This is a genomic window from Paenibacillus polymyxa, from assembly GCF_018614975.1.
Taxonomy (GTDB): Bacteria; Bacillota; Bacilli; order Paenibacillales; family Paenibacillaceae; genus Paenibacillus; species Paenibacillus polymyxa_E.
Map to the genome: position 1 here is coordinate 36,827 of NZ_JAGGNR010000020.1, position 19,929 is coordinate 56,755.

Here is a 19,929-nt window from a genome sequence, read left to right on the forward strand (position 1 = left end):
ATGCTTGGCGAGCTGTTCCTTCTATACTAAAAGTCAGCATTAGACTGGGCATGATTAGGTGTATGCTGCGGGACGTTTTTAACGAGTAGGAAATAAGTAACAATCGCAATGATACTGGTCATTAATAAAGTGAGTCCTAACGGGACGGCAGTGTCTTCACCTGCGATACCGACCAGAGGAGCAACCAGTGCACCCAGAAGAAAAGGAACAACGCCGAGCAGTGCTGCTGCACTTCCGGCCATCTTAGCCTGACTCTCCATGGCAAGCGGAAATGCCGCAGTAGACGTAATTCCGATCGAGCAAACGAAGAAGAACAATGGAATGACCAAAGCGAAAAGTGGACCATGAACTAAAGTTACCACCAAAGCAGCAACACTTGCTATTATAGCAAGCCATAGACCAGATAATAGCAGGGTCTGCTCAGGGATACGTTTGGCCAATCGACCCACGATTTGAGATCCGATGATCAAGCTGATGCCGTTTGAAGCAAACAGTATAGCAAAAACTGTGGGTGTGACTCCATATATATTTTGGTAAATAAATGGTGTTCCCGCCACATAAGCAAAGACCCCTGCCGTCATGATTCCCTGTGCCAGCATGTAACCAACAAACTTGCGGTCACGCAGAAGCATTCTGTAATTACCCAATTGCTGTTTGAAGTCAGGAACCATACGTCTTTCAATAGGGTGTGTTTCTTTTAAGCTCCACTTTGTCATGACCAATAAGAAAATCCCCAGGAATGAAAGGCAGATAAACACGCCAACCCATGTTGTGAATGAAAGAATTCCACTTCCCGCAATCGGTGCTGCCAGAGGCCCCAAATTCCCTACAAGCAACAGCAAAGAGAAAAATTTAGTGAGTTCATGTCCACTGTACAGATCTCTAGCTATCGCACGGGAAATGACGATTCCAGCTGAAGCCGCAAATCCTTGTGTGAAACGAAACAAAATCAATAGTCCAATATTCGGTGCAAATGCACATGCCAAGGAACAAATAATATAGGCTGCCATGCAGATCAACAATGGTCTACGTCTACCGAACGCGTCACTCAAAGGACCCATTACGAGTTGTCCTACACCCAGTCCTAATAAACATGCGGTAAGGCTAAATTGTACAAGTGATGCCGTTGTATTCATATTTTGTGCAATCTCCGGAAATGCCGGTAAATACATATCAATCGTAAATGGACCTAATGTAGAAAATAAACCTAGTAGTACTGCAAGTCCAAAAACATTCCAATTCGTGCTCTTTGCCATGATAAATAAAATCTCCAATTCCTTATATAATTTGCAAGCCTAATCGGAGTATAAGACATAGAGTTAACTGTAGGTCAAGTCTTGAGACTATTAAAACCAAAAAAGCCGCTGATTAAGCGACTTTGAATGGAAGACCATTAAATTGTGTAACTTCCCCGGCCTGAACCCATATGATTCATAATCATTTCGGCAGCTTGCTTGTAACCACCAGCCTGCCTTAAAGATTCACCAATGAGGTAAGCCTGCCGTCTGTAAAGCGAATTGTGTAGTACTTCTGTTAATGCCTTTCTCAAATCAGTTGCACTGAGGTTATGTTTATTTAAAGTAATACCCGCGCCGAGCTCCTGTACCCGCTTGGCGACAAGAGGCTGATCCGATGTTAATGGAATCATCACCATCGGAACGTTGTAATATAACGCCTCACTCGTGCTGTTCATTCCAGCATGTGTAATAAACACATCGGTATGCTGCAGCATGTCCAACTGGGCAATGTATGGCTTGACGATAAAATTAGGAGGTATTTGATCAGCCAGCGGCTCCATATCCGTATATTTTCCTGAAGATAAAACAACATTCACGGGTAGATCCCCTAATGCTTCAAAGCAAAGCTGATAGAAATCCAAATTTTTATTTAAGATCGTACCCATAGCAATGTACACGGTTTGCGGGTATCGTTCACGAAGCAACTCAAACGAGAAGGTTGGAGCATCTTGACGTGTTATGATCGAAGGACCTGTGAAAATAAAACGATCATCCAGCTTTTCTGCCTGCGGCTGAAAATAACGGCTGGTGTACACAAGCTTTAACTGACCTGCATGTGCCGGAATCTCTTCCATGGCTGGAATACTCACTTGAAACTCTTCGGCTAACTCCGTTGTGATCTTCATCGTAGTCTCATAGAGCTCCTTCGTCTCCGTCTCATTCAGAACTGAGCTAGACCCCAGAGGCTCCACAAAAGCAAAGGACGCAATCGAGCACACCGCAGGAATTCCCAGTTTTTCTGCAAGAATAGTCCCTCCCCATCCCATCAGGGAATCAAAGATCATATAATCGAACTTTTGATCCTCTATCACCTGCAGTACATTGGGGATGATTCTCCGGATAATACCGCTTACCATCATATAAATGAACTGATAAGAATGCTTGTATTCCTGGGGTTTCAACACCGGATCATGAGAGAAGGCATCTTGTGGAAATGGATAGGTAATGATCTGGGCACCGGTTTGTTCAATTCGGGAACGGTACTCCTCCGTGCACACATAGATGACTTCCTCACCATTGTCTATCAACTGAGTAACTAATCCTAACGATGGATTCACATGTCCTTCAGCTGGAGTAATGACTACTAATACACGTGCCATCTTAACTACCTCCCAATGCAATTAGTCCCCCCGTTCTTCGTGATGTATTTAGCGACGCTGTAGTCATCCGTTATATAGATATGTTGTCTTTCACCTGGCTGATTGGATGATGTTCTTGATGAACGAGTTTGGTAATTCGTAGTGATGCCAAGAAACTTAACAAGACCCATAGTAATTGCAGTGTTAACACGATCAATACACCTGTCGATATGCCCCACTGTAACGTTTCGGACAAGGCAATCAGAGCGCCACCAACTCCAATGCTTACGCCCATATAGAAGGAATCCACAAATTGCAGATTCGCGGACATTTCTCCCTCTTTCCTGGGCAAGGCATGTTGTAAAGCAATGGCTGCCGTTGTAGGGTTCGCCAATCCAACACCAAACCCTGTAATCATTTGTGAGAGAAGGATGAGTATAATCCCGCCGTCCGTCAAAATAAGAGCCAGGATCACAAGTACAGTTCCAACGATCATAATCCCAATGCCGGTCATGACTCTGCCCTTTCGGGCACGACCTTGATCTCGTGCATCAAGCTTGGCTTGCAACCACGCTGCGGCGGACCAGCTCAGAGAACCTGCTGCTACAATGAGGCCAGCAAGGTCAGCTGCTAACCCCTTCACTTCGGTTAGTGCCAAGATCACAAAACTTTCCGTTGTAAAATAACAAGCAACATATAGCCCTCTCGAAACCAAAGTAGCAGGCAATCCTTTTTTTACCGAAAAAGTGCCCACAGGCAGCAATTTACGCATTGGTGTGATCATGACGACTAACCCACCCAAAGTGAGTAATATACCTTTCCAATCGGTTATCATACCAAGTCCTGTGAGTAACAGCCCCGTTCCAACGGCAAGCAGAATCGCATACATAATCTTTGAGTCGGTTGCTCGCGCTGGACCTGTCAGATCTTGCTGAAGCTGCAAATTACGAAAAGAACGGAATGTGAGACTGAGCGCTATTCCAATCAAGGGTAAAACGATCCAGAAAACATATCGCCACGAGATGTAGGAAGCTATAAGGCCTGCTGCATAAGGTCCAATTAAGGTAGGCAGGACAAATGCCATGGAGAATGCGGCCAGGATTTGAGTACGAAGTGTATCTGGGTAATGTAACGTCACACAGGTATAAACGCATGTGATCAGGGCCCCCGCTCCAAAACCTTGAAGGGCTCTTCCCGCAATAAGCATGTGCATATCGAAAGAAATAGCGGAGACCACAGTTCCTAACACAAAAACACTAAAAGATATCAGCATGGATGTAAAAACACCGCGCTTGTCAATCTGCTGACCCATAACCAAAGTTCCAATAAGCTGAGATAACAAAAATGCACTGAAAATCCAACCGTATAAATGAATACCCTCTAAACTTTGTGCCATTTTCGCGGCAATCGTTGTGATAGCCAGTCCTTCAAAAGCTACGGTTGCCAGAACCAGCATAATTCCAATTGTAGGCGCCCTGTACTGAGCATCAAAAATCCCAATCTGATTGTTGTTTGTCTTCCACACCTCCATAATTTGATGGATATTATGGTAAAATAAACCTTTTTTCTTCCTGAATATACATGAAGTGTTATACTTTGTAAAGTGAAATGTTTAAAAAGTAAGATCATGGTCTAGAATAGGATTCCCATGTTCAATAGGAGATTTTGCTTGAAAATATGCCATTTTCATTACAGTCAATTTGGAGAAGTTCATCCTGCAGGATCCAGGCATCTGTTTTTTCAACAAAGAAATGAAATCCTCCAATACATTGAACCAATGCGGGATCGACCGGTGTAGCACTCGCATTGATGCCAATTGTAAAAGCATCGGAGCCTCCTCCAACATATTTTGCATAAATCCTTACATACTGGTCCTCTTCCAATTCCCATTCATTCTTAAATGAATCGATTGCTTGTTCAGATATTACAAATGAGATCATTGCTCTGCACTCCTTCCTTCATTAATCACATTTTTTCACTTCGCCACGATAATTGGCCATTCTGAAACTGGCCCCGCATCCACACGAAACTTTGGCATTTGGATTATTCATGGTGAATCCGCCTAACATTCCGCTCTCTTCATAGTCAATCTCAAGACCATCAATATATGGAATACTGTTCGCGTGAACCAATATCTTAAATTGCTTTTTATTTAACACAATGTCTTCTTCTGCCTGCTGTTCATCCACGATAAGAGTATAAGATAAACCACTGCATCCCCCTTCATCAACGCCTACTCTAAGGAAGGCATTTTGGATATCCGCACTTGATAAGATCTCAACGATTTTGTCCGATGCTGTATCACTGACCTCAATGATCATCTTTATTCCTCCCGGTGGTATCATTTTGAAATTTGGTATCCCAGTCCATTAGACAGGGTATGAATGCTGCAAGAGCAGCTCCTTTTGGCGTAAGTTCATAAATAATTTGTGTAGGGCGTGTCAGTATTGTTCTTTTGACCAAATGATCATGTTGAAGACCCTTTAAACGTCTGGAGAGGATCATTTCAGAAATGGAAGGAATGTTATCGAATATTTCACCGAATCTCTTCGGGCCTTGAGACAGAGCACATAAAATATGGATCGTCCATTTCGTTCCGATGATGCGATAAGCTGTAAATAGTTTATTCGGATCTTCAGTGAACAATGGTCTGTACACCCACTTTCTTATTCATCCGCGTGCTGAGATCCGAGTGCTGGCAATGATACTCGTGACGATCAACAAGAGATGGAAACCCATGGCTACAATTAAGCCGGATTGAAGTGACATACCGCCAGCCTGACACACGACAAGGATGGAACCACCAATGCCGATCACTACACCAGGTGTAAAAGAATCTGCAAATTGCAGATTTGCTGAGGTTTGGCCCACGCCTTCCTCCCCCGTTTGGGAAAATGCGACAACACCGCTAATCGGATGCGCCAATCCAATACCAACTCCTGCAATGATCTGACCAAGAACTGCGATGGTAATGGTCACAACAGGTACCCAAAATACGATGGCAATCCCTATCGCAAGCAGCAATACCCCAAGAAAAATTCTCATATGACGTCCACGGCCCTGATCTGCCGCATCCCATCGTCCTTGCAGATACGCAATGATACACCAACTTAATGCAGCACTCGCGACAATTAATCCGGCTTGTGAAGGTGTAATTCCTTTCACGTCGATTAGAGCCAATACCAAGAAATTCTGTGTACTAGTATAGGCAGCGAAGAACAATCCACGTGTTGCCAAAATAGCTGGCATTCCTCTGCGCAACGTAAGTGTTCCCTTCGGTAGTAATTTACGGAGAGGAAATATCATCAATACAAAGCCAATTATGACTAAAACAAATCCCATAATGCTCGGAAGCCTACTTAGACCAACCAGGAAAATCCCTGTACCCAACGTTAAGAGTAACGCCATCCAAGTGGATGAAGATCCGCTATCCCCTCCCGTCTTCTGCACTTTTAATTTCCTGAAGGCAGGTAAACTAAGCAATGCTGAAACCACCAGCACGGGTAAGATCCCCCAGAAAACAAAGCGCCAGGACCACTGATCTGCGATAACTCCTGCTACATATGGACCGAGCATGGACGGAAGAACATAGGCAGTACCAAATGCTCCAAGAATTTTGGCACGCAACTCATCCGGGTAACTTAACGATATAGCTGTATACACACAAGTCATCATAGCTCCGGCACCCAAACCCTGTAGAGCCCGTGATCCTATCATGGTATACATGTCGCCTGCGGTTGCGGCAGCGATCAGCCCTACGATAAACAACAGAAGTGCAAAAGTGAACGGTGCTGCAGGTCCTCTTTTATCAATGATCCGACCGACGACCAGCGTTCCGATAATCTGCGCAAGCAGATATGTACTGAATATCCACCCGAACAGGCTAAGACCGTTCAAGTCTCCAGCAATGGAAGGAGCAATGGTGGTGACGGATAAACCTTCGAATCCAACGGCCATCACTGACAAAATAATCCCTATGGATAATGCAAAATAACGCGGGCTGAAAATACTTTGATGATTAGACGACATGAAATGTGACCTCCAAGAAAATTGGTATGTATACATCGTATCCGGATACTTAGTAAACATTTTTGTTTATAATGTCTAAGCTACAGTTCGGTTTTGACTTTGTCAACATTTTTGTTTAAAATGTAGTTAGTCATGAAGATTCAGTTGTTTCAAAAGGAGGTGCACCATGAGCGGAAATCAAACCAAAAAGGATGCCTCGACCAGTACCCGGAGAGCAATTATTAATCTGTTAAAAGAGCGCGGGGGAATGGATGTTATGGCACTCTCCACTCAGTTTTCGTTATCTGGAATGGCTATTCGGCAACATCTGAATGCGCTAAAAGAAGAAGGATTGGTTACCACTGTGGAAGAGGCCCGTCCTATGGGTCGACCCACCAAGCTATGGATATTAACTTCCGCAGCTAATCGTTTTTTTCCAAGTGGATATTCGGATTTATCCGTCAGCCTTATCAATTCGATGAAAGAAGCTTTTGGTACTGAAGGGCTGGACAAGCTGCTGGATGTTCGAAATAAAAATATGCAAGAACAATATCTTCAACATCTTGGCGATTCATCAGGAGTCAGAGAGAGATTGGAGAAATTGGCCGAAATTCGCACCAATGAAGGTTATATGGCCGAGGTTAAGGAGCAGGGTGATGGCAGTCTCCTATTCATTGAGAAGCATTGTCCGATCTGTGAAGCGGCCGCGGTATGTACCGGTTTATGCAAGAATGAGTTACATTTATTCAAAACAGTTCTAGGCGATAATGTTCATATTGAACGTGGAGAATACATTCTAGCCGGAGGAAGAAACTGCGTATACACCGTTAGGCAAACCTGCCGGTGAAAGATGTTGTGAAATCCACTACCTTTTTCAATGAGATTGGATTCCATGGGGAGAATGTTGGCAACGAGAGAGCCCAGCTTGTCATAGGCTCAACAACGATTCTACTGTTTCTGGATGCAACGTTTGAGAAATTTACAGGTGCCAAAACGGCAGATACTTCCCATAGCGCAGAAGTGATATTTTCGATTGGTGCTGACAGCAGAGAAGAAGTGGATGTTTTTATTGAAAAAGTCGAGTTAGCTGGAGGAACCATCTTTGGCAAGCCGGGTGAAATAGATGGCTGGATGTAAGGCGCGGGATTTGCCGACCTGGACGGTCACCGCTGGAACCTGCTATACATGGATGAGAGTAAAATGCCGAAACGGTAATGTATAACGCCTATCACTACGTCCGCCTCTTATCCTTCAACTTTTGAACCCTCGAATCGGCCAGTCATGGAGATTCTGAAGTAATTCGTTACGATACTAAAGATAAGGAATACGATTCCTCCAACTACAATATATTGTGTACTTATTCCAGTTACGATTAGTCCACATACACTAGCACCAAGTGTTGTTCCCAGGTTGGATGAGGTTAGAAAGATCCCATTCGACAATTCGGGTGCCTCTGGTGCTGCCGATACCACCCAATATTGAGTGATGTTGCCGCCTATGCCTCCTATGATCCCCCAAATGAAAATAAGGATGGCTGTTGGCACATTGAATTGTCCGAAGGTGAACAACAAGATGTATACTGTTATTAATGCAATGGGGTACATCTTGATCGTTCTTAAAGGGAAATTAGCGAGCAGTTTCCCTGCTATCATGTTCCCAACCATATTGGCCAAGCCATATAGAAATAACAACACACTGACGGTGTTCCAGTCATATCTTGTCACGGTTTTCAGAAACTCAGCAAGGTAACTATAGACCCCAAATACAGCTCCGTTCATGAAAATCACGCCAGCAATGGATAGCCACATCACGGATCTTCTCAATACATACAGATGATTACCCATAGAGAGTTTTTTCGTAGCTGGCATTGAGGGCACAAAAAGAAGTGTTGCTACAAATGCGACGATCGTTACGGCGGCAAAGAACAACATCGCATAGAACAACGATGTGCTGGTGGCAATCAAGCTCGAAAGGGGTACTCCAAGTACCATGCCTGCCGACACGCCTACAAATACTTTAGCCACTGCCTTCGGCGCTTCTTCCTTGGGTACTGACGCCGCTGCGACCGTAAATGCCAATGAGCAATAGACAGGATGGAAAAAAGCTGGAACGACACGTGCAATGACCAATACCGTAAAGTCTGATGTGATGGCGGAGACCAGGCTGCCCACAATAAAAATGCCAAGCACGAACAACATAACATGTTTGCGATTCATGCCCGAAAATAATAAGGGTAAAATGGGGCCAGATACAGCAACCGCAAGCGCAAAAAGACTCACAATCAAACCAGCGGTTGAGATACTGACCTCGTAATGTTCTGCAATCAAAGGCAAGATTCCGATTACGCCCATCTCCGTATTTAAAATACTGAATACACCAAAGGTCAGTATAAAGACAAGCAGGTGGTTTCGTTTAGTTGTCATATGCCAAATCATTCCCTTCCGTTTCTTCTCTTGTTGTCTCGCTCTTTAGTTTAGCGTTTGTACACCATATAGCAAATACTCATATCTTATAACAAGATATGCTTTAAAGGCATTTCTGTAAGGTTTATTGTAGAATATAAGGGATAAAGGAGGAGTTACGATGGAGTTTAGAGTATTGCGTTATTTTCTTACGGTCGCCAGAGAAGGAAGCATTACACGCGCTGCTGATTTCTTGCATGTTACGCAACCAACGTTGTCAAGACAATTGAAAGACCTTGAACAAGAGTTGGGAAAGAAATTATTTATTCGCAGTAGTTACAGTATTATTCTCACAGATGAAGGTATGCTTTTAAGAAATAGAGCTGAAGAAATTGTGGGTATGGTCGATAAATTAGAGGCAGAATTTCAATCCATGGAAGAAACCATAAGTGGTGATATTTATATTGGCGGTGGAGAAACGGAAGCCATGAAACAGATTGCAAGAGTGGCAAAAGATGTGCAGAACAAATATCCCAATATACGCTATCACCTATACAGCGGTAATGAAGATGATGTAACTGAGCGGCTTGACAAGGGACTTCTTGACTTCGGTATTCTAATCCAGCCAGCGGATGTCTCCAAATATAACTATGTTAATTTCTCTGACAAGGATGTTTGGGGAGTGGTTATGAGAAAAGAAAGTCCACTTGCCTCCAAAGATGCGATTCAATCAACAGACTTATTACATGTTCCACTGATCTGTTCACGACAGTCGATGAAGCAGACATTTTCGAAAAATGAGTTTGCGGATTGGTTTGGTGAAGATTTTGACAAATTAAACGTGGTTACTACATACAATCTTGCATACAATGCTGCCATTATGGTTGAAGAAGGCATTGGTTATGCATTAACACTTGATAAAATAGTGAATACGTCTAGTGAAAGTGACCTTTGTTTCAGACCTCTGGAGCCACGACTCGAATCTGGGTTAAATATCGTTTGGAAAAAACATCAGGTCTTTTCGACTGCTGCGGATTTGTTTTTAAAAGAAATTCAGGCAAAATTTTAGACTGATAAAGGGATTAACGTGAGTACAAGCAGAAACCCACCGGGGTTTATTCCTCGGTGGGTTTCTTTATCACTTGTTCGATCCCGAGCAAAATAAGCTTCAAGCCGAACTCGAAAGCTCCGTCGGTTCCCATCACCTCAAACATACCGCTCTTATACATCCTGCTGAAAAGTCCAGCTTCCTTCTCACTCATAGAATCCAGAAGGTGGATCATCTCTTCACCCTGAAGTGCTTCCTGGTCCTTAAGAACAGCAGATATATTGCGCTGATGCTGATAATCGTCCAGTACGAAATAGAATACATAGTTGACCAGTGTAAGAACGGCCTGTAATTTCTGCTCTTGCTCTAGTGGTGTTGATTCCATGCAGAGCAACATGCGGTTGGTGAAGCGGATCATGTCCGGTTCATGGGGCAGCGTCATCATCATGAGCTGTGTGGAGCACGGGTATCGGCTGAGCACATTACGTACCGTCACCGCAAGCCCCTCCATCTGCTCCTTCCAGTCCCCTTCAGTGTGAAACTCATCCAGAATAATTTTCGATATCTGGTTGGCCAGACGCTGGTAGAGTGTCTGCTTGCTCTTGAAGTACCAGTATAGAGATGGAGCCTGAATCCCCAGCTTGTCTGCCAAGCGTCTCATGCTGAATTTCTCGATGCCCTCTTCTCCAAGAAGTTCCCACGAAATTTCCAAGATCTTATCTTCCGAAATCTGAGGTTGTTGTTTTTTCATCGGTATCCGCCCTTTTATCTAACAGTGTAAGTTTATGCTTTACAGGTCCATAAGTTCATGATAACATCTAACACTGTAAGGTTCAATCTAACGGTGTTAGATTAGATCAATATTAACGAAGAAAGTAGTGACCCACATGGATGCAGAAAACCTCCATTACTTTGAAAAAGCACCAATCGCCAAAGCCGTAGCTCACTTTGCTGTCCCAATGATGCTAGGCACGTCAATGAGTGTTATTTACTCCATCTTGAATGCCTATTTCCTTGGCACACTGGGTAATACGGCAATGTTAACCGCACTCGCATTAACTTTACCTTTATTCGCGGTTATCATGGCTCTTGGTAATTTAATTGGTATAGGTAGCGGTACATTCATCTCTCGTTTGCTGGGAGAGAAAAAAGTAGATGATCTGAAGCATGTATCTTCATTTGCCTTTTACAGTAGTTTAGTTCTCGGGATTATTGTGATGGCCGTTGGGCTCCCGCTGATCGAACCAATCGTTCATGGGCTGGGGGCAACGCCAGAGTCCTTTGGATTCACGAAAGAGTATGTCACGATTATGCTTATGGGTTCACCCTTCGTCATCTTATTCTTCACGCTGGAGAATATCGTGCGCTCAGAAGGTTCAGCAATCACCTCAATGACCGGTATGATTCTCAGTGTTGTTATAAATATTGTTCTTGATGCACTATTCATTTTTGTCTTCCATTGGGGCGTGAGTAGCGTTGCATCTGCTACCGTCATCTCCAACTTGGTTGCGAGTGCATTTTACGCTTACCATATGAGTTATAAGAGTCAATTCTTAACCGTCTCCCTAAAATGGTTCAAAGTGACGAAGGACATCCTGAGCAATGTGTTCAAAATCGGTGTTCCCGTCTTTGTTATGAGTGTCTTCTTGGGTGCAATGTCGCTTATTCTTAACCTTTTTCTTGTTGAATATGGGGATCAGGCCGTTGCGGGGTATGGAATCTCATCACGTTTATTGCAATTTCCTGAATTTATTCTGATGGGCTTGTGCGAGGGAGTTGTGCCGTTGATTGCCTTCTCATTCACAGCGAACAAATTACGCATGAAACAAACCATTGGATTCACGATCAAAGCTATTTTGGGCTTAGCCGTCCTGTTCGGTGTTATCGTTTATCTGATCTCTGACCACTTGATTGGTTTATTTACGACTGACCCGCAATTAATTGAAATGGGTAGCTACATTCTTCATGTAACCTTCTTATCCTTGTTTATTACAGGAATGACTTCTTTGTTTATGGGGATCTTCCAAGCAACAGCTCAAGGAACCCCCGCGTTTGTTATGTCCATAATTCAAGGAGTTACGCTAATTCCTGTTTTGTATATCGCTAATCAAATGAATGGCTTTCATGGAGTGATCTGGTCGCTCGTTATTGCGGATGCCGTGGCGTTTCTTGTTGGGGCCATCATGTTATATGTTTTGCGGACCAAATTGCAGCCGGATCTGGAACATTTGGTACAGTAGTTAACCAAAAAAAACGAAAGAAGGCAGGATAAGGGTATCCCCCTCAATCCTGCCTTCAATTATTACAACACTTCAGTTCAATGATCAATCATCCTATTGAATTTGTTTCATGTAAGATTTGAATTCCTCGGCAATTTCTTTGTATTTCGTATGATGCAGGTAATGTGAACCTTCCATCGGGATCATTTTGCCCTGTGCGGATTGTTTGACTTGTTCTTCATGTAACGGAATCCACTGCGGGTTTTTCTCGTTATTGGATTGAACAAAGAGAAGCACTGGCAGATCACTAGGATAAGTGAGTTTTTCTCCATTTTTGAAATTGGAACCCAGGTGTTTAAGCTCATTTACTAATGTCGGATTGGTCGAGACTTGATTAGAAATCAACTTCATCTGTTCTTTGGTATGTTCATCATAGGCAAGTGATGCATATGAATCACCACTTACTTTATTGAGTACTCTCATTAAGCCTGATTTTTGAAGGAATTTCATTAAGTTCAAAGGTAATTTAACATCCATGCCGGGTTGATTCGGAACACTGCTATCGATCCCGACAAAAGCAGAGACTTCATCCGGATACGTGTTCACATAAGTCGCCGCGTACAGTCCCGTGATGGAATGCCCCATCAGAATATAACGATCTATACCGAGCTGCTGTACAGCTTCATGAATTTCACTAACAATATTCTCGGTGGTTCTCTCCGTTTCGGTTTGGTCGCTTAACCCATAACCGAAAGGCTCAATCGCCACAACTTTGTAATCAGGCGTCAATTCATCGATTAACAATTTGAAATCAAGTACTGGTGACGGTGTTCCTTGTCCGGGAAGTAGCACGATGGTTTGTTCTCCGCTTCCTTGAATGGACACATTCATATTCTTCCCATCGACATTAACATACTGGCCGTACGATTCAATTTTCTTTTTCTCGGCCCCATTACTTATCGTATGAACGACAAACGTAATGCCCATGAACAGCACCAGCGCGCCGACAATACCACCTATTATTTTTAACCATAAGTTCCGTTTTTTACGGCCCTTAGTCCCCGTTGTTGTTGTATCCACTGTTTCTGCCACATCCATCTTCTCCTGTCTTTATATCTGTAGTGCCGCTCTTACGACATAGGTCTAGTGTAACCATGCAAGATGTACCCTTCGTGACGGGAATATGAACGGAGTATGAACTACAAAAAAAAGAGAGCTGCTTGTTGAGAGCAGTTCTCCATAGGATTAGACCATTTTTAGTGGTCCAGGAACACAAGCTGAATGAAAAACAATACTGCAAAAATGTAGAAGATTGGATGAACATCTTTACCTTTTCCACGAAGCAGCTTGAGTACCGGATAAAAGATGAAACCTACGCCGATGCCTGTCGCAATACTATGCGTCAATGGAGTAAGGATGATAATCAGGAAGGCAGGAAATGCTTCTTCGAGATCATCCCATTTGATTTTGCTGATAACGTTAATCATAAAGTATCCAACAATAATCAGTGCCGGAGAAGTGATCGCCGGAATGCTTGAAATTACACTTACGATCGGTGTGAAAAACAAGGTCAGCGCAAGCAGCACACTTACCGTTACCCCTGTCAGTCCCGTTCTTCCGCCTGCAGCCACCCCTGTGCTGGACTCGATGTAAGCCGATGTTGGACTTGTTCCGAGCAAAGCGCCACTGGTTGTTCCTACGGCATCTGCCAATAGTGCTCCGCGCGAGCGTGGGAATTTCCCATCCTTCAGCAATCCTGCTTGTTCAGCAACACCGAGCATCGTGCCCGTCGTATCAAACAGCGTGATCAGCAGGAATGTAAATATGATCGTATATAAACCATTCGAGAATACACCTGCCAAATCCAGTTGTAAAGCCGTTGAAGCGAGGCCTTGCGGCATGGATACAATCGATTCCGGCATTTGGAATAGTCCCATGATCCAGGCAAGTATCGCTGTTACCACCATTCCGATGAACAGGTAACCCTTCACATTATAAGCCATCAGCACAACGGTGATAATCAATCCGATAATGGTCAGATAAGCCATTGGCTCAGCCAAGTTTCCGATCGTAATCAAATTCGATTCTGAATCGGCAATAATCCCGGCATTTTGCAAACCTACCGTTGTAATAAACAATCCGATCCCTGCGGTTATGGCATGTTTCAAGCTTGCAGGAATTGCATCAAGCAACATGTAACGGAATGAAGTCAGTGATAAAATGATAAACAAAATCCCTGCTATAAATACGGCTCCCAGTGCAACCTGCCAAGACACGCCATATCCTCCAACTACGCTATAGGCAAAGAATGCATTCAGGCCCATACCCGGCGCGATGACGATTGGATAATTGGACCATATTCCCATAATCAGAGTTCCCACAATACTTGCCAGTACCGTTGCTATGAATACTCCGTTAAAGTCCATGCCTGTGCTGCTGAGTATTCCTGGGTTTACGATAACTATGTATACCATTGTGAAGAATGTTGTAACCCCTGCGATAATTTCTGTGGGGATGGTCGTGCCTCGTTCTTTAAGTTTGAACCATTTGTCCATGGTAAAGCCAGCCTCCAACCTTCAAATTATACTCCAAAGCTAAAAACAAAAAATCCTAATCTTCATATAGGATTGTAATATTGTCGCTCCTATATTCGTTGTTAGGATTTAAAGATTCAACAGCTAAGTTCTAAACTAAACATAAAGATACTCATATCTGTTTTCAACCTGAAATCCATTTCGTATTCTAATTAAAATTACATGCAATGTCAATGAATTAACGATTTGTTCACAGTTATTCACGAACAATACAGACAATATATCTTGTGTTCATTCGTATTAATAATAGAGTATGTACGTATTGCTCAATGTTGCAATATATGAAGAAAGACTGCCAGCAATGTTCACTGACAGTCTCTTGCTTAATTCGTAGTAGGTTTCTCTTCATATTCGCTGGATAATTCTTTAAGCGATTTGATTTTGCCATGGGGATGCTGTTCTTGCTTACGTGACTTCCAGGCAGCTTCTTTGCGTTTCTTCTGGTCAGCCATACAAGATATCCTCCTCTGGAAACTGAGATGTATACTACCTCTTTATGATGTCATTTCTGGACAACTTTATTCTGCAAGCATAGGTAATAAGAGAATTAGGCAAGCATATAGAGAATTCAGAAGCTAGTTAGCAGGACCCAGATTAATCAAGCTGACCTCGGATAATGAGACGGTTGTGTTGCCATCTTGCGCACCATCAATGTTACCCAGATCAAATGAAATTCGAGTATTCGCATAGCTGTCTTCTGTTGCATCAAATGTAAACGTGAACTCTTGTTCTTCTGGAGTCAAATCAACTCGTGCCCCAAAGAAACCATGCCATTCATAGTTGGCAGCGGCATCAACCCATCCAATCCCCAAACCCAATTTCCTGGACGTCTCCGCTTTGGCTTTAAACGTTAATTTATATTTAAAACCTTGCTGTATGCCAAATCCTTCATTGATGACTTGACGATCCCATGGATGCTGCCCTGCATGACCAATCTTGGCTTGAAGCTGTTGATTGCTAACTTGCATCTCAAGGTCCGCTGCATTACCGTCCGCATGGGTAAACCAACCTTCCTTACCTTTGGAGAAGTCTCCGTTAGGAATAAGATTAACATGAGCAGGCTGCCCTCCTTGATCTGCATTCGGATTCACTTCATATAATTGGACGTTATTGATGTGAATCGAGTGTTCACCTGTAGATAGCGGATATCCTAATCCAAATGCAAGCATAGCTTCCGAATCGGAGGTATCCCCCATGGTGATTGCGTAATTATACGACTTTTGATCCGCGGTTAATACCACTTCTTCTTCAAAATACTTCACAAAATCCCCTGCATTCTGAGAAAGAACCGCTTGCATGGATTTAGGACTTGAAGCAGATGCCTCGAAGGTAAGTCGGTACGTTTTGTTTGCATCAAGTTTAATCTGACCTTGTTGTAACAAAGCATCCCACCAATGTTCACTTGTACCAGGCAAATTAATCGTTAATCCTGCGCCCTCGTCATGTGAGGCTGTCAGATCATTAGGAATTAGCTCCCAATGATTCAGATCAGCTGTTAGCTCACTGTTCTGAATTTTATTTTGTGAAATATCCACCCAACGTGTATTATAATCTGCTCCTTCAAAATTCACATAATAGGGTTTGCCTGCTATCAAGTTGACCCCTGGGAAATACACCGTTTTATATGCTTGCCATCCACCCGTGTCTCCAAGACTCAGGTCTGATTGTGCAACGGTTGTACCTTGTTCATCCTGAATGCTGAACTGAACTTTTGAATCACTTTTTCCACTGGCCATTCGGGCAGACAGAACATATACTCCGTCGTGAGCTACATCGATTTTATATTGCAGCAGATCTCCCTGATCCATGTAACTGACATGTTTTCCTCCTTCTACGGAGTCCTCCAGTTGTAAGCCCTGCATCATCCAGGCTTCGGTTGCAGGAACATGTGCGTAGCCATTCACTGACAGAGGTTTTCCGCGTTTCGTCAGACGAACATTGTCCACATATACCTTACCTTTAGAACTGCCAAATAACAGTCTTAGCTCGGATTGTGCGATTGATGCTCCATCTCCAATGATGATTTCTCCGGTGAATGTTTTCATTTCTTGATTCAAGGAGAGGTTTTGTCCTTGATGAACCTGTACTGTATGCCCATTACTGCTGACAACATCAATGTCGATGCTTCGCGGTGTGTCTGCCTTGGCATCTAAGGAGAAACCATACGTTGTATTCGCTTCCAGCTTCAAAACCGGTTGGTTCACCGAAACTTGTTGTGGGTCACCATTCGTTTGAGTAACATCAACAACTAGCTGACGCTCCATAATCGGGAATTTCGAAAAGTTATTAACACTAATATTGGCTGCCGCACTGTCCTGAATGCTGCTTGACCAAAAACCCAGACGCTCCTTGCCTTGATCGAATGTACCATTGTAAATAAAGTTGCCATCAGGTAGCGCGTTTCGTTCGACAGTTAACGGATCAGCCTCTCCCACCTCAATCAGTCTGACATTGGCCAGCCAAACGGTTGTATTATCCAGCCCCAGATTAAATTCGAATCTGGCATTGTTATCCGTGCCATCCCGCATATTGAAGGTATAGTCATAGGATTGCCAATCTGTCGTGAGTGCAAAGGTGTTATCACCCGAATAATTCGTCCAGCTTTTTTCAAATTGGTTCAGTTTGGACATGATTGTACGGTTAGCAGATGCTTTGGCATCAAATTGTATCTTGTACTTTTTGTTTTTCTTGATGTACATCGGCATCTGAGTGAGTTGAACCGAATAGTTTTCAGTACCCGATGCATCAATGGTAACTTGTGCTGCTTTCCCTTTTTGCTCATCCGTTACAACTTTGACACTGCCAGCTCCATCAGCATTTGTAATGAATTTCCACTGAAGAGGAACTCCATTTTCTGCAGCCCCTTCCGAAAAACGATCATTGTAGATTTGATTGCCATCGGCTTGTGGTTCACGCTGTTGTGCATGCTCGATGGGATTTGTTATTACATCAGGCCATGTGTCTAGATTTTTGTAAGAATATACTCGCACAAAATCAACATTCATCTTTTCGGAAGTGAAGCTGCTTTCAGGTGAGCCCGGCCAGTCTCCTCCAACTGCCAGATTCAGAATCAGATAGAATGGACGATCAAATGGTGCAGGGAACGTATAATACTCGGGTTGGCCCGCAGCCTTCGTTTGCCAGTTGGTCACTTCATGATGCAGCTTTCCATCCACATAGAAGCGAATCATGCCCGGCAACCATTCCACCTGGAAATCGTGATAATCGTCGGCGAAAGTTTCTCCCTTCGGAAGAGTAAGGCTTCCCTGATCGTGTCCATGGGAGCCGTCAGGCTTCACACTGTCATAATGCAATGTGCTATATACCTTGTTATTACTCTCTTTGCCACCAATTAGCTCCATAATATCGATTTCTCCAGAGGCAGGCCATCCACCATAATGTGCTTCATCGGTTGGCATCATCCATATGGCAGGCCACATGCCTTTTTCAATTGGAAGCTTCGCACGTACAACTACTTTACCGTAGGTCCAATCGCCTTTTTCCATAGAGATCAGTTTGCCAGAGCTGTAATCTTTACCATTTTTCAGACCCTTTTTTGCTTCAATCTGCAACACGCTTCGATTCTGATCTTTTGTAATGCGAGTGTTATCCGGACTGTAATATTGCATTTCATTGTTATAAACGAGTCCTGTATCCTGCACGGTCCATTTGGAAGCATCAATCGCAGGCCCGTTAAACTCATCATTCCAGACCAGTTCCCATTGATCATGCGGAATTGTTGTAGCTGGAACCGGTTTTTCACCCGCAGGATTGCTTGGTGTCGATGGGTTGGATGGTGTTTGCCCTCCTGGAGAAGATTGGGTTGGAGTGTTTGCCACACTCGTTGACCCCCCAGGTTGTGACGAAGCAGGTTGCTGAACTTCCCCTACCATGGATGTACGCAGACCTTGTTTCACTTTCTCTCCATTAATAACAACATCATTCGCATCAACACTTAATTTTTGGATCGTACCTTTGGTATCCACTCGGGTCTGGTTCGCCCCTGCGAGAATATTCATGGTATCAATCAGACTATTGGAGGAGATATCCAGAATGGATTGTTCCATGACAACGATCTCCTGAATATTACTTTCTTCCGTGATGGCAACTCTGACGGGTTCCCCTCGTTTGTCAACGACTACTCGATTCAGCTTGGAGTTGCTAATATCGATGGAATGACTGCCGCCGCCTTTAATGATGACACTTCCTGTAACAGTTACGCCCTGAAGAACAACAGATCCCTCGCCAATGCCTTCTGCCAGCAGCAGATTTCCGTTGACAATCATATTTTTCAGTGTGACATCCGTTGATTTAATAATCAAGTTGCCATCCACCCGGGACTCATATGTACCAGGAGTACTTTTCACATCGGCAATCATCGCCGACAACATTGCTGCCGTCTCTGCTCGTGTAATCGGGGATTTAGGATTTAATTTGCCTTGGAAACCTTTAAGAATATTTTCGTCTACTAAATAGGTAAGCGCTTTCTTTGCGTAGCTGGAAATATCATCTGCATCCTCAAATTTCAATCCTTCACTATCTTCATTTGAAGTCGCTGAAAGTTGAAAAGCTCGATCTACCATAACCGCTGCATCTTGGCGGGTAATCGGTTGTTGCGGTGACAGATGTTCACGGTCTGTCCCTTCGATGATGCCAGAACCATTCGCTCGTACCATTACGTCATAGTACCAATCGTCTGAAGTCACATCCGCATATGAGCCAGTCGCCGCATTACCGGTGAAACCAAAGGTCCGATCCAGAATCATCACGAATTCAGCTCGGCTAATGACCTGACTGGGCTTAAATGTTCCATCCGTGTACCCTCTCAATAGATTCAAGTCTTGCAACCGTGTAACTGCAGATTGTGACCAATGCCCGGTCAGGTCTTTATAAGGAACAGAGAAGTGCAGGCTTTTCGCCTGCACATTTCCCACCTCCGCTTGACCCTGTACACTTTTTGCTCCAGCGGTTGCTGGATATACGAGAGAAGCCATTAAACTCCATGCCACCATACATGCCAGTCCTTTTCTCATTCTTCTTCCTCCCTCAGCTCAGTTATCCT

Annotated in this window: 17 protein-coding genes; 4 read left to right on the forward strand and 13 right to left on the reverse strand. The window is 43.7% G+C overall.

The genetic code is table 11. From position 1 onward, the window contains the following. Positions 1-26: 26 nt before the first annotated feature. From J7E78_RS18085 to J7E78_RS18115, 7 genes are all read right to left on the reverse strand, one after another. Positions 27-1,256, reverse strand: a complete 1,230-nt coding sequence (locus J7E78_RS18085) for a multidrug effflux MFS transporter (RefSeq protein ID WP_215077587.1) — start codon at positions 1,254-1,256, stop codon at positions 27-29. Positions 1,257-1,393: 137 nt separating this feature from the next. Further along, a complete protein-coding gene (locus J7E78_RS18090; RefSeq protein WP_215077588.1) occupies positions 1,394-2,617 on the reverse strand; it encodes a macrolide family glycosyltransferase in 1,224 nt (407 codons plus the stop codon). A 70-nt stretch (positions 2,618-2,687) separates the two neighbouring features. Further along, complete coding sequence (locus J7E78_RS18095) at positions 2,688-4,052, reverse strand: MFS transporter (RefSeq protein ID WP_251035127.1); 1,365 nt, start codon at positions 4,050-4,052, stop codon at positions 2,688-2,690. Positions 4,053-4,248: 196 nt separating this feature from the next. Continuing rightward, on the reverse strand, positions 4,249-4,536 hold the full coding sequence (locus J7E78_RS18100; protein WP_215077590.1) for a Fe-S cluster assembly protein HesB: 288 nt from the start codon (positions 4,534-4,536) through the stop codon (positions 4,249-4,251). 21 nt (positions 4,537-4,557) lie between these two features. Further along, positions 4,558-4,917: a HesB/IscA family protein gene (locus tag J7E78_RS18105; protein ID WP_017688344.1), complete on the reverse strand. Its 360-nt coding sequence runs from the start codon at positions 4,915-4,917 to the stop codon at positions 4,558-4,560. Continuing rightward, positions 4,907-5,242: a winged helix-turn-helix transcriptional regulator gene (locus J7E78_RS18110; protein ID WP_215077591.1), complete on the reverse strand. Its 336-nt coding sequence runs from the start codon at positions 5,240-5,242 to the stop codon at positions 4,907-4,909. Before J7E78_RS18110 ends, J7E78_RS18105 begins: the two co-directional genes overlap by 11 nt. Before the next feature lie 24 nt (positions 5,243-5,266). Further along, positions 5,267-6,625: an MFS transporter gene (locus J7E78_RS18115; RefSeq protein ID WP_215077592.1), complete on the reverse strand. Its 1,359-nt coding sequence runs from the start codon at positions 6,623-6,625 to the stop codon at positions 5,267-5,269. Positions 6,626-6,791: 166 nt separating this feature from the next. Between J7E78_RS18115 and J7E78_RS18120 the strand changes: the two genes are divergently transcribed. Next, complete coding sequence (locus J7E78_RS18120) at positions 6,792-7,451, forward strand: helix-turn-helix transcriptional regulator (RefSeq protein WP_215077593.1); 660 nt, start codon at positions 6,792-6,794, stop codon at positions 7,449-7,451. An 8-nt stretch (positions 7,452-7,459) separates the two neighbouring features. After that, positions 7,460-7,741: a VOC family protein gene (locus tag J7E78_RS18125; RefSeq protein ID WP_311517652.1), complete on the forward strand. Its 282-nt coding sequence runs from the start codon at positions 7,460-7,462 to the stop codon at positions 7,739-7,741. Between the two features lie 107 nt (positions 7,742-7,848). Here the strand turns inward: J7E78_RS18125 and J7E78_RS18130 are convergent, their stop codons facing one another. Continuing rightward, positions 7,849-9,027: an MFS transporter gene (locus tag J7E78_RS18130; RefSeq protein ID WP_215077594.1), complete on the reverse strand. Its 1,179-nt coding sequence runs from the start codon at positions 9,025-9,027 to the stop codon at positions 7,849-7,851. Between the two features lie 160 nt (positions 9,028-9,187). Here J7E78_RS18130 and J7E78_RS18135 point away from each other — a divergent pair, with 160 nt between their 5' ends. Further along, positions 9,188-10,075, forward strand: a complete 888-nt coding sequence (locus J7E78_RS18135; RefSeq protein WP_215077595.1) for a LysR family transcriptional regulator — start codon at positions 9,188-9,190, stop codon at positions 10,073-10,075. Positions 10,076-10,121: 46 nt separating this feature from the next. Here the strand turns inward: J7E78_RS18135 and J7E78_RS18140 are convergent, their stop codons facing one another. After that, positions 10,122-10,805, reverse strand: a complete 684-nt coding sequence (locus tag J7E78_RS18140; protein ID WP_215077596.1) for a TetR/AcrR family transcriptional regulator C-terminal domain-containing protein — start codon at positions 10,803-10,805, stop codon at positions 10,122-10,124. Between the two features lie 136 nt (positions 10,806-10,941). Between J7E78_RS18140 and J7E78_RS18145 the strand changes: the two genes are divergently transcribed. Continuing rightward, positions 10,942-12,294: an MATE family efflux transporter gene (locus tag J7E78_RS18145; RefSeq protein ID WP_215077597.1), complete on the forward strand. Its 1,353-nt coding sequence runs from the start codon at positions 10,942-10,944 to the stop codon at positions 12,292-12,294. 93 nt (positions 12,295-12,387) lie between these two features. On the opposite strand, the gene J7E78_RS18150 is transcribed toward J7E78_RS18145, so the two are convergent. The 4 genes from J7E78_RS18150 to J7E78_RS18160 all read right to left on the reverse strand — a co-directional run bounded on the left by J7E78_RS18150 (position 12,388) and on the right by J7E78_RS18160 (position 19,900). Beyond that, positions 12,388-13,371, reverse strand: coding sequence for an alpha/beta hydrolase (locus tag J7E78_RS18150; RefSeq protein WP_215077598.1), 984 nt, complete (start codon positions 13,369-13,371; stop codon positions 12,388-12,390). Between the two features lie 158 nt (positions 13,372-13,529). After that, complete coding sequence (locus J7E78_RS18155; protein WP_215077599.1) at positions 13,530-14,828, reverse strand: NCS2 family permease; 1,299 nt, start codon at positions 14,826-14,828, stop codon at positions 13,530-13,532. A 362-nt stretch (positions 14,829-15,190) separates the two neighbouring features. Beyond that, positions 15,191-15,319 (reverse strand): DUF6254 family protein, encoded by a 129-nt coding sequence (locus tag J7E78_RS29445; protein ID WP_219845137.1) that lies wholly within the window; start codon positions 15,317-15,319, stop codon positions 15,191-15,193. A 123-nt stretch (positions 15,320-15,442) separates the two neighbouring features. Further along, positions 15,443-19,900 carry a carbohydrate binding domain-containing protein gene (locus J7E78_RS18160; protein WP_215077600.1) on the reverse strand — a complete coding sequence of 1,486 codons (4,458 nt, stop codon included), beginning with the start codon at positions 19,898-19,900 and terminating at the stop codon, positions 15,443-15,445. Positions 19,901-19,929: the final 29 nt, after the last annotated feature.